This window comes from Polaromonas sp. P1_F2 (assembly GCF_056405735.1).
The window spans coordinates 459,305-471,293 of record NZ_JBFUBN010000002.1 but is presented as its reverse complement, the minus strand read 5'-3'; the positions used below and the strand labels follow the sequence as shown (position 1 = coordinate 471,293).

Annotated in this window: 11 protein-coding genes; 5 read left to right on the top strand and 6 right to left on the bottom strand. The window is 63.9% G+C overall.

Annotated elements, in window-relative coordinates:
- Window positions 1-17 precede the first annotated feature (17 nt).
- From AC1D0O_RS06165 to AC1D0O_RS06150, 4 genes are all read right to left on the bottom strand, one after another.
- Window positions 18-839 (bottom strand): NUDIX hydrolase, encoded by an 822-nt coding sequence (locus AC1D0O_RS06165; RefSeq protein ID WP_477652655.1) that lies wholly within the window; start codon window positions 837-839, stop codon window positions 18-20.
- A gap of 656 nt (window positions 840-1,495) precedes the next feature.
- The gene (locus tag AC1D0O_RS06160; protein WP_477652654.1) at window positions 1,496-2,857 is read right to left on the bottom strand and encodes a DUF1501 domain-containing protein; all 1,362 of its coding nucleotides are present in this window, start codon (window positions 2,855-2,857) and stop codon (window positions 1,496-1,498) included.
- 19 nt (window positions 2,858-2,876) lie between these two features.
- Window positions 2,877-4,322 carry a DUF1800 domain-containing protein gene (locus tag AC1D0O_RS06155; protein WP_477652653.1) on the bottom strand — a complete coding sequence of 482 codons (1,446 nt, stop codon included), beginning with the start codon at window positions 4,320-4,322 and terminating at the stop codon, window positions 2,877-2,879.
- 83 nt (window positions 4,323-4,405) lie between these two features.
- Complete coding sequence (locus AC1D0O_RS06150; protein ID WP_477652652.1) at window positions 4,406-5,401, bottom strand: quinone oxidoreductase family protein; 996 nt, start codon at window positions 5,399-5,401, stop codon at window positions 4,406-4,408.
- A gap of 137 nt (window positions 5,402-5,538) precedes the next feature.
- Between AC1D0O_RS06150 and AC1D0O_RS06145 the strand changes: the two genes are divergently transcribed.
- The 5 genes from AC1D0O_RS06145 to AC1D0O_RS06125 all read left to right on the top strand — a co-directional run bounded on the left by AC1D0O_RS06145 (window position 5,539) and on the right by AC1D0O_RS06125 (window position 10,138).
- Window positions 5,539-6,438 (top strand): DMT family transporter, encoded by a 900-nt coding sequence (locus tag AC1D0O_RS06145; protein ID WP_477652651.1) that lies wholly within the window; start codon window positions 5,539-5,541, stop codon window positions 6,436-6,438.
- 124 nt (window positions 6,439-6,562) lie between these two features.
- A complete protein-coding gene (locus AC1D0O_RS06140; protein ID WP_477652650.1) occupies window positions 6,563-7,006 on the top strand; it encodes a hypothetical protein in 444 nt (147 codons plus the stop codon).
- Window positions 7,007-7,159: 153 nt separating this feature from the next.
- A complete protein-coding gene (locus AC1D0O_RS06135; RefSeq protein ID WP_477652649.1) occupies window positions 7,160-7,492 on the top strand; it encodes a hypothetical protein in 333 nt (110 codons plus the stop codon).
- Between the two features lie 404 nt (window positions 7,493-7,896).
- Entirely contained in the window at window positions 7,897-8,133 is a 237-nt protein-coding gene (locus AC1D0O_RS06130) for a hypothetical protein (protein WP_477652648.1), read from the top strand.
- A gap of 13 nt (window positions 8,134-8,146) precedes the next feature.
- Window positions 8,147-10,138 (top strand): AAA family ATPase, encoded by a 1,992-nt coding sequence (locus AC1D0O_RS06125; protein WP_477652647.1) that lies wholly within the window; start codon window positions 8,147-8,149, stop codon window positions 10,136-10,138.
- A gap of 96 nt (window positions 10,139-10,234) precedes the next feature.
- On the opposite strand, the gene AC1D0O_RS06120 is transcribed toward AC1D0O_RS06125, so the two are convergent.
- Window positions 10,235-11,104: an ABC transporter permease gene (locus tag AC1D0O_RS06120; RefSeq protein WP_477652646.1), complete on the bottom strand. Its 870-nt coding sequence runs from the start codon at window positions 11,102-11,104 to the stop codon at window positions 10,235-10,237.
- A complete protein-coding gene (locus AC1D0O_RS06115) occupies window positions 11,101-11,988 on the bottom strand; it encodes an ABC transporter permease (protein ID WP_477652645.1) in 888 nt (295 codons plus the stop codon). Before AC1D0O_RS06115 ends, AC1D0O_RS06120 begins: the two co-directional genes overlap by 4 nt.
- Between the last annotated feature and the right edge of the window lies 1 nt (window position 11,989).

The window sequence follows — 11,989 nt, the reverse complement described above, 5'->3', positions numbered from 1 at the left end:
GAATTTGTTCTAACGCCTCAGGCCGTGAGGCCCATGGCGTCTGAAAGAATCAGCGCCGCTTCGGTCGTGAACTCGCCGCGTTGCAGGGCAGCCACCAGTTCGCCGGCCTCCATCAGGCGGAACTGCTCGACCTCGCCGTCCTGGTTGTCCGGCGCCATGTCTTCGGGCACGGTGCAGACATACCAGTCGATGTCCTCCACCACATAACCCGCGCCGTTACCGTCCGTAGCCGGCCGCCGCGTCGCCAGGCGCCCGCCGTAGCGCATGGCCTGCAGTTGGGCCGTGTGCAGGCCGGCTTCTTCCCAGGTCTCGCGCACCAACGCGGTTTCCACCGTGTCGGCAGCCGACACCATGCCGCCCATCAGCGTGTCCCACAGGCCCGGGTCGTTGGATTTGTTGAAAGCCCGCTGCTGCACCCAGAAGCGCCCGTCCGGTGACTGCCCCACCAGGTGCACCGCCAGCGTAGTGATGCCCAAAGGCCGCACCGCCGCGCGCTCCACCGTGCCCTTGCGGTGGCCGAACTGGTCCGGCACCGCGAGCTGCTCGTCACGCCAGGCGCCGGCCAGGCCCGCCTCGTGCAGCGCGACCGCGATCTTGTTCAGGCTGGTCGTGACGTCCCCCATCACACGCCAGCCCAAGGTTCCGGGGCGCTCTTCCTTGAGGAGGGGGTGGTCGCCGTCGGTCATGGTGTGGAGGGCCAGCTTGTGGAAGAAGCCGGGTTCTACTGAGCCGATCATGGATTCGCCGGCCCACAACGGCACTCGTGGGCGTAACGGGGGTACGGTTGCGCCTGCGCGGAGGGTACGTAGCCACTGCTGGTCGTAAGGGGGGGTTGTCATGGTTCTTGGGGTTGGGTTTTAGTTTACTTCGGTGGGCTTGTTGTGAGTGTGTTTTCTGCTTGGTTCTGCTGGCCGGGGGTTGCCCGGCGGCAAGTAACTTTCTTTTGCTTCGCCAAAAGAAAGTCACCAAAGAAAAGGCGACCCGCAGTCTGGGTCCCTACGCTTCGCTTCGGGCAACCTGCGGTGCTCGAGCCAAGCGGGGTCCGGCTAAACTCGCCTTCGGCTCAGACAACGCCGGCCCTGATCCGCTTGTCTCTGCGCTCCTCGGCCCAGCCAGGACGGGGCAATCGGGAGCGGGAACAGAAGACAAAGAAACCAACACCAATACAAACAAGGACTCGCCATGGCGAGTCCTTGTTTCCTCAGGTATTCGGTATTGGTATTCCTTCCCCACCCCTTGTGGATGCGCCGAGGAGCGCAGGGCCAGACGGATCAGGGCAAAAACTTGTTTGAGCGAAGCGAGTTGTTTTTGACCCCGTCTGGACCGAGCACCGCAGGTTGCCCGTAGCGAAGCGAAGGGACGCAGCAACCAGGGTCGCCTTTTCTTTTGCTTACTTTTCTTTTGGCGAAGCAAAAGAAAAGTGAGTAGCCGCCGGGCTACCCCCGGCCAACCGCCCTCAGCAGAGAGCGCACCGCAGGAGCAAGACCAGGCTCCATCAAGCCTTATTAAACAACCCATCCAACCGCTTATCCCACTTGGCCCCGGGCAACACCTCGGAAAGTTGCGAATCCCCAAACGCAAAGGTCCCGCGAAGGACCTGCGCCAACACCGCCCGATAGTCATGATGCGCAGGCAGATCCCGCCCTTCATTAAGCTGCGAAAGACCCGTCCATTGCCCATGCCACCGCCCACCAGCAACCCGACTCCCCATAAGCCACATAGCGTTACCGAAGCCGTGGTCGGTCCCACGGGTACCGTTCTCCGCACTGGTGCGGCCAAACTCGCTCATCACCACGACCACGTCACCGGGTTCGGAAAAATCCTGCCGCAGCTGCGCGATGCCGCGCGCCAGGTTACCGAGGTTGTTGGCGAGCTGGCCGGTGGCGGCGCCCTGGTTGGCGTGGGTGTCCCAGCCGCCGGCCGACAAAAATCCCAGGCGCAGTTTCCGGTCGTTGCGCATCAAGGTGCCGAGGTGCTGCGCGTCCAGCTGCAGCCCCACCGGGTCAGACGCGCCATTGCTGGCTGCCAGCATCTGGGCGTTCAGGGCCTGCTGGTTCGCGGGCGTGCCGTCGCGGTCCAGGTTTCTGTCGGCCATGCGTTTGGCGTCCTGCGCCATCTTTTCGGCCCTGGCGGTTCTTTGCTCGGTGAGCTCCTGCGCGCTCTGCATGCGGCTGCCCGCGCCCTGGCGGAAGGCCTCGCTGAGCTTGTCGTCGCCGGCGTACAAATCCATCAGCGCCTGGCGGGTCTTGTCGTTGGCCAGCACGCCGGTGCGTTCGGCCGACTGGCCGCGCGGGATCAGCCTGACGGCGGCGGCCTGGCCGGCCAGGATGGCGGGATTGGCCTCGCCCACGCCCAATGCGACCGCACCCGGTGCGGCGCTTTTGCCAACACCCGCCGTGGTGTTGAGCCAGCCGGGCGCGCTACTGGTCTTGCCGCCCTGCGCGATTTCCATCTGGTACTGCGCGTCGAAGTGCGAACGGTTCGGCGCGGGCAGGCCGGCCGCGGGCACAAAGCCCAGCACGCCTTGCTGCCACAGCGGCAACAAGGGGGCCAGCGCGGGATGCAGGGCAAAGGTCTTGTCGAGTTTGATCGCGGTCTGCGCCGTGCCGTCGGGCGCCGCAATCGCGATATTGGGTCGCAGGGCGTAGTAGTCCTTGTCGGCATAAGGCACAAAGGCCGACAGGCCGTCATAAGCGCCGCGCAGAAAAACGACGACCAGGCGCCCGTTGTTCAGGCTCCCAGGCACGGCTTGCGCCCAGACGCCGGGCACGGCCAGAGACAAGGCGGACAAGGCGCCCATGCCGAGCAGGCCGCGGCGTTGCAGCAGCTTGAGCGACGAAGATTGGTTTGAGCTCATGGGGGTTCTCGCTGCCGGTTTATTTACGCATGAAATCGGGACTCGCCAGCATCAGGCCGGTGCGCATCTGCGCGGGTTCCTGCGCGATGCGCTCACGCGTCGCGACACTGAAAAACGCATTGAGGTAAGCCGGCTCGGCCATGCGCTGGCCCAGGCCCATGGCATAGTCGGCACGCCGCGTGAGCGCCTCGGGCGCGAGCCAGGTGTTCGCGTCGGTCTTGTAGCCGTCGGGCGTCTGCCAGCCATGCATGGGCTGGCCGGCCTGCGCGAGAAAGCCCAGGGTCTGGACAATGTCGCGGCGCTGCTTCACGCCGCCGGTCGCGGTGAGCGCCGAGCAGGCGAAGTCCAGCGGCGTCTTGAACAGCTGCTTGTCCTTGGCCCAGAATTCCGGCGATTCGATCAGGGCACGCATCACCACGCGGATGTCGCCCTGCGTGTCCGTAAAGGTGGCGGCCAATTTGTCGACCAGTGCGGCCGGGGGTTTGTCGGCAACAAAAAAACTCGCCAGCCGTGTGGCCACGCGCCGCGCGGTCTCGGGCCTGCGCGCCAGGTAGCGTATGGCCTCCTCGCCCTCGGCCATGCTTTCGTTGCCGAAGGTGCGGCCCAGCAGGACCTTGCCTTCCTTGTCGTGCAGGCGCTCGGCGAAACGGAAGCCTTCGCCGTCCTTGAGGTTGACCGTCCAGCCGGTCAGGATGCGCGCCAGTTCACGCACGTCCTTCTGCGTGTAGCCGCTGTTCACACCCAGGGTGTGCAGCTCCATCAGTTCGCGCGCATAGTTTTCGTTGAGGCCGCGGCTGTTGCTCTGCGCCTGGTCCAGGTAGAACAGCATGGCCGGGTGTTTGGCGCTGGCCAGCAATAAGTCTTCAAAGCGGCCCAGGGCATTGGCGCGTATCACGTTGATTTCATAGTGGCCGACGAAGGGGCGCACTGGGCCCTTGCCGACAAAAACGTTGAGGTGGTTGAACCAGAACTCGGTCATGCGCGCCAGCAGCGGGTTTTCGAGTGCCGGATCGCTGCAGGACATCAGGCGCCAGGCGGCGGCGTCCTGGGCCATCTCGCGGCTGAATTTTTCATCCCCCGCGCCCGCCGCGGCGGCCATACCGGGCTTGGCGGTTTTTTCGCGCATCGTCCTGCGCGCCTCTTGCTCAGCCCGGAAGCTGCGCGCGATGTCATTGAGCGGTGCGTTAATGCCGGCGAGTTCGGCGGGAAGCGTTGGCGGGCGTTTGCTGGCGGCATAAGCCGCGTCCAGCTGCCGCAACGCCCAGGCGCGGGGCGAGGCCGCCGCGGCCTGCGCCGAATCCGGCGTGGGCGCATAGCCCAGCCGCGAGGCGGCGCGCCAGGTGTCGGCCATCCTGGCCGTCGGGGGTGCGGCTTCAAGCTGTCCCTCGGCCTGCGCCGCGGGGCCGGCCAGGCCAGCCAGCAAGGCCGCGAACAGGCCGGCCTGGGTGATCGTCGCTGTGGGCATGTTTTTCTCCTGCGACTCCTTGTAACGCATGCACCGCGGCTTGCGTTGAACGCGGCCCCCGGCTTTACACAGGTTTTTTCCGCTTACAGCGTCAGGATGGTGCAACCCGTGGTCTTGCGGGCTTCCAGCGCGCGATGCGCTTCGGCCACGTCGGCCAGGGCAAAGCGCTGGTCGATCGGGATGTTGACCTTGCCGCTGGTCACCATGGCGAACAGTTCGTCGGCCATTTCCTGCGTGACCTCGCGGGTCGCGATGTGGGTGAACAAGGTGGGCCTGGACACATACAGCGATCCCTTGGCGGCCAGCAGGCCGATGTCCAGCGGCGGCGTCTTGCCCGAGGCATTGCCGAAGTTGGCCAGCAGGCCGAAGGGGCGCAGGCAGTCCAGCGACTTGAGGAAGGTGTCCTTGCCGACCGAGTCATAGACCACCTTCACGCCCTTGCCGCCGGTGATCTCCTTGACACGGGCCACGAAGTCTTCCTTGGCATAGTTGATCGCGAAGGCCGCGCCCTGCGACAGGGCCAGCGCGCATTTCTCGTGGGAGCCGGCCGTGCCTATCAGCTGCAGGCCCATGGCCCTGGCCCACTGGCAGGCGATCAGACCCACACCGCCGGCCGCCGCGTGGAACAGCACGAAGTCGCCGGCCTGCAGGCCGCCCTGCGGCTGCGTGCGGCGCAGCAGGTACTGCGTGGTCAGGCCCTTGAGCATCATGGCCGCGCCGGTCTCGAAGGAGATCGCATCGGGCAGCTTGCACACGCATTTGGCGGGCATCACGCGCAGCTCGCAATAGCTGCCGGGCGGCTGGCTGGCATAAGCCGCGCGGTCGCCGGCCTTGAGGTGCGTGACGCCTTCGCCCACGGCCTCGACGACACCCGAGGCTTCCATGCCGAGTTGCAGCGGCATGGCAAAAGGATAGACGCCGCTGCGCTGGTAGACGTCGATGTAGTTCAGGCCCACAGCCTTGTGGCGTATGCGTATTTCGCCAGGGCCGGGCTCGCCCACCGTCACGTCCACCAGCGTGAGTTCTTCGGGGCCGCCGTGCTGGTTGATGTGTACGGCTTTGGAGGGATAGGAGGCCATGGGTGTTCCTTGCAGAGGGAGAAGTAAAAAACAAAAGCGAAAAGCGTGGCCGCCATGGTGCCATGAATCCGAAGAGGCCGCAGGGACTAAGGCCGGCCCGCACGCGGCAAAAGGTGGCGCTTGGTAAAGTCGACCGCATGACTCAACGCCTGACGCCCGCCACCGCCTCGCTGCTGGTGATCCCTCCGATGCTCTGGGCCGGCAATGCCGTGGTCGGCAGGCTGGTCACCGGCCTGGTGCCGCCCATGACGCTGAATTTCCTGCGCTGGGCCCTGGCCTTTGTGATCCTCCTGCCGCTGGCCTGGCGCCTGCTCAAACCCGGCAGCAGCCTGTGGCCCCACTGGAAGCGTTTCGCGGTGCTGGGACTGCTGGGCGTGGGCTGCTACAACGCGCTGCAATACCTGGCGCTCAAGACCTCGACCCCGCTCAACGTCACGCTGGTGGCTTCCAGCGTGCCGATCTGGATGCTGCTGGTGGGTGCACTGTGTTTCGGCCAGGCCGTGTCGCGGCGCCAGGTCGCCGGCGCCGTGCTGTCGATTGCCGGCGTGCTGGTGGTGCTCTCGCGCGGCCGGTGGGAGCTGTTGATGCAGGTGCAGCTGGTGCCCGGCGATCTCTATGTGCTGCTGGCCACGCTGGCCTGGGCTTTCTACAGCTGGCTGCTGTCGCAGCCGAAAGAGCCCAAGGAAATCCGCAGTGACTGGGCGGCTTTCCTGCTGGCGCAAATCGTGTTCGGCCTGGCCTGGTCGGGCGCTTTCGCGGCCGGCGAATGGGCCGTGACGGATGCACACATCCAATGGGGCTGGCCGCTGGCTGCGGCCCTGGCCTACGTGGCCGTCGGACCCGCGGTGATCGCCTACCGCTGCTGGGGCATGGGCGTGCAGCGCGTCGGGCCTGCGATTGCGGGTTTCTTTTCCAACCTCACGCCGCTGTTCGCCGCCCTGCTCTCGGCGGCCTTCCTCGGCGAACTGCCTCACCTCTACCACGCACTGGCCTTTGTGCTGATCGTGGGCGGCATCGTGGTGTCGTCACGGCGCTGAAGCGCGCGAAAAAGCCGAATCAGCGGCTAGCGTTCGCCCGCAAGCCGGTTTTGGATGGACCCGATGTCCAGATCAAACTGCAGAGGCCAGATTGAATTGCATATTGCGGCATACATTACCCTGGATGGAACCGCTAGATTTCAGTCAATTTCCCCAGCCCGAGTCCAATGACGAGGGTAGCGTCGAAAGCGCAATTGAGGCGCTGCGCAATGCCCACGACCAACAGTCTTCGGAAGAGGCCCGCGACGAATTCCTTTGGGCAATGGGAAACAATCACGCAGGCACTTTTTATCCGGTCGTCCTGGCTGCCTTGCCGCAGATCCAGCAAATCCTGAGTGACGGTGACCCCTGGTCTCAACGCGCGGCAATGGAATCACTCATCGATCTTGGCGGGTCGTTCGTTCCGGAAAAAGGACACGAGTTGTACCTTGGGGCCTCAGTTCAAAAAACACTTCGGGCATTTATCCATTCAATGCGGCCCAAAGTTGCGCTGCTGGCGCAGGGGACTGGCGCAGTCTCCAGGAGCGCAGGCGAGTTGCTCGAGCTCATCGATGATCAAGCTGTCTAACCCCTCCGTCGAAGAAGTGGCCACAGGCAGCCTGCTCACGACCAGCAACGTCGCATCGCAATGATCCCACTCGGCCTCACCATCAAGACAATCTGGCTCGACGAGTACATACTTGAGTTCCAAATACAAGCCGGCAACGACTAGCCATAAACAATGCGCGAACACTTGAAGTCCGACAAGGCTCAGGCCAACGATTCCAACGAATTTAGTCTGTTGGGCTTCGCGGCTTTTCTTGTGGTCGTTTTGCTATTTTTGTTCGTGAGCACCAAAGCCGGAACACGCGGAGTCGGCGTCTACATGATGGTGGGCGCGCTAATCCAGCAATTTTCCGGCCGGATCGAATACGGATGGGAGGGCCGCCCGCCTTCCGGCTACATCACGGGATGGACAGCCTTGGTGTTGAACCTTATCTTCGGGATGTGCGGCTTGGCCACAGTTATCTGGCCCGACATTGCCATGGGCATTCTGGGGTGGGACAAAAAGTGACGCACTTTGACAGGCGCCGCAGCGGCAACGCCAGGCATTTGGAGTTCGTAATCAACAAGCCCAATCCTCTACCTGCACTCGCCGCCCATGGTTTGATTTTCACAACACATTGCGAAAAACCATCGCATAAAACTTGCCAAGCCCGCGCGGGCTCTTCAGAATCCGTTCCTTGCTTTGAGCCGCCGCGTAACGAATAACCTTGCGCGGTCAACACCTTGAAGCCACCAAGACCCATGACTTTGTTCACTCACACCTGACGCACCCTCCACTGCCCCCGGCTGGATGTGGTGCCAACCATACCCAGCCCTGCGGGCAGTCGGTGCCGTGCCTTCACGTGTGAAGCGCGCTCCGCGAACCCCAGGCTGATTTTTTCGCCGGGGTTTTTTGCTTTCTGGAGCGTGCACATGAGTGCCAAAACTTTTTCCCGTGACTTCGCCGACGGCAAGGTCAAGCATTTGCGGCGCATGAAGCAGCCGCTTGCCTTGACATTGCAACTGCCCGCCCCGCGCAACCCCGTGGTGCGGGCCCTCGCCCAGCGTGCCATCACGTCCGGCGCGGGCAAACATATTCGCAGCACCGGCGCCAACCGCCGTGCTGAAACCGTGGCCCTGCACAAGGCCCTTAAAAAATTGATTGACTGACATGAAGAACGATATGACAACCGAAACGGTGGCCGCAGCCCGCGTGCCGCCCGAAATCATGCGAGAACGCAGTGCCCACCTGGCACTGGTTGCCGCCGAACTGAAGACCGAGCTGTTCGGCATTGACGACATCATCGACCGGGTGATCGAATCGATCCGCGCCTGGTATGTGCTGCCGCACATTATTCGCCGCCCGGTGATCGTCTGCCTCTGGGGCCTGACGGGCACCGGCAAGACGCAGCTCACGCGCCGCCTGGCGCAAAAGCTGGGCTTTTACGACCGCTTTGTCGAAGTGCAGATGGACGGCTTCAGCAACGGCAGCAGCTGGCGCAGCGCCGACTCCATCAGCGCCATGCTGGCAGAGTCCGGCGTCGCCGAGAGCGAGCCCGGCATGCTGGTGCTGGACGAATTCCAGCGCTTTCGCACCGTCAACGAGAAGGGCGACGATGTCGCCGTCAAGCGCTACCAGGATGTGTGGCAACTGCTGTCCGACGGACGCCTGCCGCCATCGCTGTCGTTTCTGCAGGAACTTGATGAGTCACTGGCTTTCTCGCAGTACGAGCTTGAACGCGAGGAGCAGGCGGATGAAAAGCCCGCAAAGGATGGTGCTCCACCCAAAAAAATGAAGTTCAAACTCTCGCCCTACCAGGCCCAGGAGTTCAAACAAAGCCTCAAGATCAATGAGCCCCTGCAGGAAGTGATGACCTGGACGCCTCAGCAACTGCAAGAGCGCATGCTGGCGTTCAGGGCATCCACCGACTCGTGGGAAACGGATTACAGCCGCCTGCTTATCATTGTCTCGGGCAACCTGGACGAAATGTACGAAGGCACTGCCAAACGCGTGGAAGACTGCGACACCGACGCAGACATTTTTCACGCACTGACAAAAAAGCTGTCGCTCATCGACGTCAAAAAGGCCCTGGGAGAGCGCTTCAAGCCCGAGCAGATCGCCCGGCTGGGCAACAACCATGTGATCTACCCGTCGCTGAGCCAGTCTACGTACGAGCGGCTGATCCGCAGCACCTGCGCCAGATATGTTGACGAAATGCAGGCGAGCGCCGGACTGTCGTTTGACCTGCATGAATCGGTGTACGAAGGCATTTATGCCAACGCGGTTTTTCCGGCCCAGGGCACACGCCCGCTGTTCTCGTCCATCCACGCCATCCTGAGCGCGCCGCTGGTCAATGCCGTGCTGTGGGCTTTCGAGCACGGCGTGCCGGATGGCGCCACGCTGCAGGTCAGCCTGGACACAGCCACACAATCGCTGCGCATCGACCTCGGCCAGGCCGGCGGCCCCGGCATCGCCTACCCGGTGCCGCTGGACCTGAACCAGCTCAAGCAGCGCGCCAGCCCGGACTTCCGTGCCCTGCTGGCCGTGCACGAGGCCGGTCACGGCCTGGCCTACGGCCGGCTGTTCGGCCACGCACCGCAGGAGGTGAAGATCAACGTGGCCTCTTTCGAGGGCGGCTACAACAGCTATGTGCGCCTGAAAGCCGAGTCCCGGCAAAGCTGCCTGGACCGCCTCTGCGTGGGCCTGGCGGGCCGCGCCGCCGAAACCCTGGTGTTCGGCGAGGACGCCAGCACCACCGGCAGCGAAAGCGACTTCAAGAACGCCACCGCCCTGGCCGCGCGCTTTGTGCGCCACTTCGGCTTCGGCAACCGGCTGAGCCGCACCGACGTAACCGACAGCACCGATGAAAATCTCAACACGGACGTAGCGCCGACCAACGCCGAGATCGAGGCCCTGCTGGCGCAGGCCTATGCACGCGCCCAGGCGCTGCTCAAGGCCGACTCGGCCCTGCTGCTGCGCATCGTGGACGAACTGCTGGCGCAGGGCCAGGTCAGCAAGGAAAAAATGGCCGGCCTGCTGGGTGTGGGCATCGCGACGGAAGAGAAGATGCTCATGCCTTATGCCGAACAGCTCCAGGTGTTCAGCCTGCAGCACGGGCTGATGCAACGGGTCAGCGCTACGGCAGTGGAGGCTGTCGAACCGGCGCTTGAATGATCTTCCCGGACAAAAAAAAAGCACGGAGAACAGCCCAGCTGTTTCCGTGCCCAATTTCCACCAACGGAAATTTTTTGCAGGCGCCTATTCAGCGAATCAAGCCTTGCCCGGATGCTCCTTCACGCGGCTGACCAGCTGCGTCGGGTTGACGAAACGCAGCGCAATCAGCAACCACAGCACCGTGATCGCCATGTAGATCATGGCCATGGCATCCACCGACTGGCCGGCGCGAACGCCCGCGGCGAACACCGCGTAATACAGCGCCACCACCAGGGTCTGCGTGTCGGGGCCGGCGACCAGAAAGGTCAGCTCGAACATCGCCACCGTGCGCACCAGCACCAGCAGGCCCGCCGCCAGCACGCCGGGCGCCAGCAAGGGCACCAGGGTATAGAGAAACATCTGCCGCGTGTTGGCGCCGAAGACGCGTGCGGCCGATTCGATGTTGGTGTCCACCTGCTCGACGAAGGGCGTCATCACCAGGATCACAAACGGCAAGGCCGGGATCATGTTGGCGATGATCACGCCCGGCAGCGTGCCGGCCAGGTGCAGCTGGTACATCACCGTGGCCAGCGGAATGCCGTAGGTGATGGGCGGCACCATGAGCGGCAGCAGGAACAGCAGCGTGAGCAGCTTCTTGCCGCGAAAGTCCTTGCGCGCCAGCGTGTAGGCGGCGGGCACGCCGATCAACAGCGACAAAAAGACCACCGAGAACACCACCACCACCGTGACCACCAGCACATGGCCCAGCTGGAACTCCTTCCAGGCCGACACGTACCAGCCTAGGGTGTAGGCCTCGGGCAGCCAGGTGCCCAACCAGCGCGTGGCGACCGAGTTGGTTCCCACCGCCAGGATCATCATGCCGACGTTGACCAGGAAGAAGGCTATCAGCCCCCAGACCAGGGCGCGCCAGGCGCGGTCGCGCAGCGGGTCTTTCTCGTGCATCTGTTGTGTGCTGATCGCGCTCATCCCTTGCCTCCCGCCACCGGGCCGCGGTAGAACAGCGAGCGCAGGCCCAGCGCCGCGACCACGATGGCCAGCTGGACCAGGCCCATGATCATGGCGACGGCCGAGGCCAGCGAATAGTCGTACTGCTCAAAGGCCGCTTCATAGGCGGCAATCGCGATCACGCGCGTGGTGCCGGCCGGCGAGCCCAGCAGCACCGCCGAAGGAAAGACCGAGAAGGCCTGCACAAAACACAGGCAGAAAGCCATGACCAGGCCCGGCGTGAGCAGCGGCAGGTAAATGTGGCGAAAGCGGTTCCAGCCGTCGGCGCCCAGCGTGGCCGCGGCGCGCGGCAGCGCCGGGTCTATGCCGGTGATGTAGGACAGGATCAGCAAGTAGGCAAACGGAAAGCCGGTGATGATCAGCGAGATCAGCACACCCCAGTAGTTGTGCGTGAGCCGTATCGAGCCCTCATACAGATGCAGCCAGCGCAGCGTCTGCGCCAGCCAGCCCTGCGGGCCGAAGTAAGTCAGCATGCCCTCGGCGATCAGCACCGTGCCCAGGGTCAGCGGCACCACCAGCAGGGTGGACAGGAAGCGCTGGTAAGGGCCCTTGGCGCGCGTCGCATAGGCAATGCCCAGCGCGCAGGCAATGTTGATCAGCGTGGCCGGCAGCGCCAGCTGCATGGTGTTGCCTATGGTCCTCCACAAATCCTGCGTCTGGAAGAAGTGGATGTAGTTCTCAAACACCCCGCCCTGCTGCGGCTGGAAGGACAGCAGCAGGCCGTAGGCAAAGGGATAGACGAAAAACATCACCATCAGCGCGGCGGCGGGCGCCACCAGCATGACGGCCGGGTCGAAAGGCGGGCGCCGCGCGGCGCCTTGCGGCGGCAGGGTCATCGCGCTCATC

What these genes read in the sequence shown, in the direction of transcription:
- AC1D0O_RS06165 (WP_477652655.1), bottom strand. Translation starts at nt 839, where the DNA reads ATGACAACCCCCCCTTACGACCAGCAGTGGCTACGTACCCTCCGCGCA.
- AC1D0O_RS06160 (WP_477652654.1), bottom strand. Translation starts at nt 2,857, where the DNA reads ATGAGCTCAAACCAATCTTCGTCGCTCAAGCTGCTGCAACGCCGCGGC.
- AC1D0O_RS06155 (WP_477652653.1), bottom strand. Translation starts at nt 4,322, where the DNA reads ATGCCCACAGCGACGATCACCCAGGCCGGCCTGTTCGCGGCCTTGCTG.
- AC1D0O_RS06150 (WP_477652652.1), bottom strand. Translation starts at nt 5,401, where the DNA reads ATGGCCTCCTATCCCTCCAAAGCCGTACACATCAACCAGCACGGCGGC.
- AC1D0O_RS06145 (WP_477652651.1), top strand. Translation starts at nt 5,539, where the DNA reads ATGACTCAACGCCTGACGCCCGCCACCGCCTCGCTGCTGGTGATCCCT.
- AC1D0O_RS06140 (WP_477652650.1), top strand. Translation starts at nt 6,563, where the DNA reads ATGGAACCGCTAGATTTCAGTCAATTTCCCCAGCCCGAGTCCAATGAC.
- AC1D0O_RS06135 (WP_477652649.1), top strand. Translation starts at nt 7,160, where the DNA reads ATGCGCGAACACTTGAAGTCCGACAAGGCTCAGGCCAACGATTCCAAC.
- AC1D0O_RS06130 (WP_477652648.1), top strand. Translation starts at nt 7,897, where the DNA reads ATGAGTGCCAAAACTTTTTCCCGTGACTTCGCCGACGGCAAGGTCAAG.
- AC1D0O_RS06125 (WP_477652647.1), top strand. Translation starts at nt 8,147, where the DNA reads ATGACAACCGAAACGGTGGCCGCAGCCCGCGTGCCGCCCGAAATCATG.
- AC1D0O_RS06120 (WP_477652646.1), bottom strand. Translation starts at nt 11,104, where the DNA reads ATGAGCGCGATCAGCACACAACAGATGCACGAGAAAGACCCGCTGCGC.
- AC1D0O_RS06115 (WP_477652645.1), bottom strand. Translation starts at nt 11,988, where the DNA reads ATGAGCGCGATGACCCTGCCGCCGCAAGGCGCCGCGCGGCGCCCGCCT.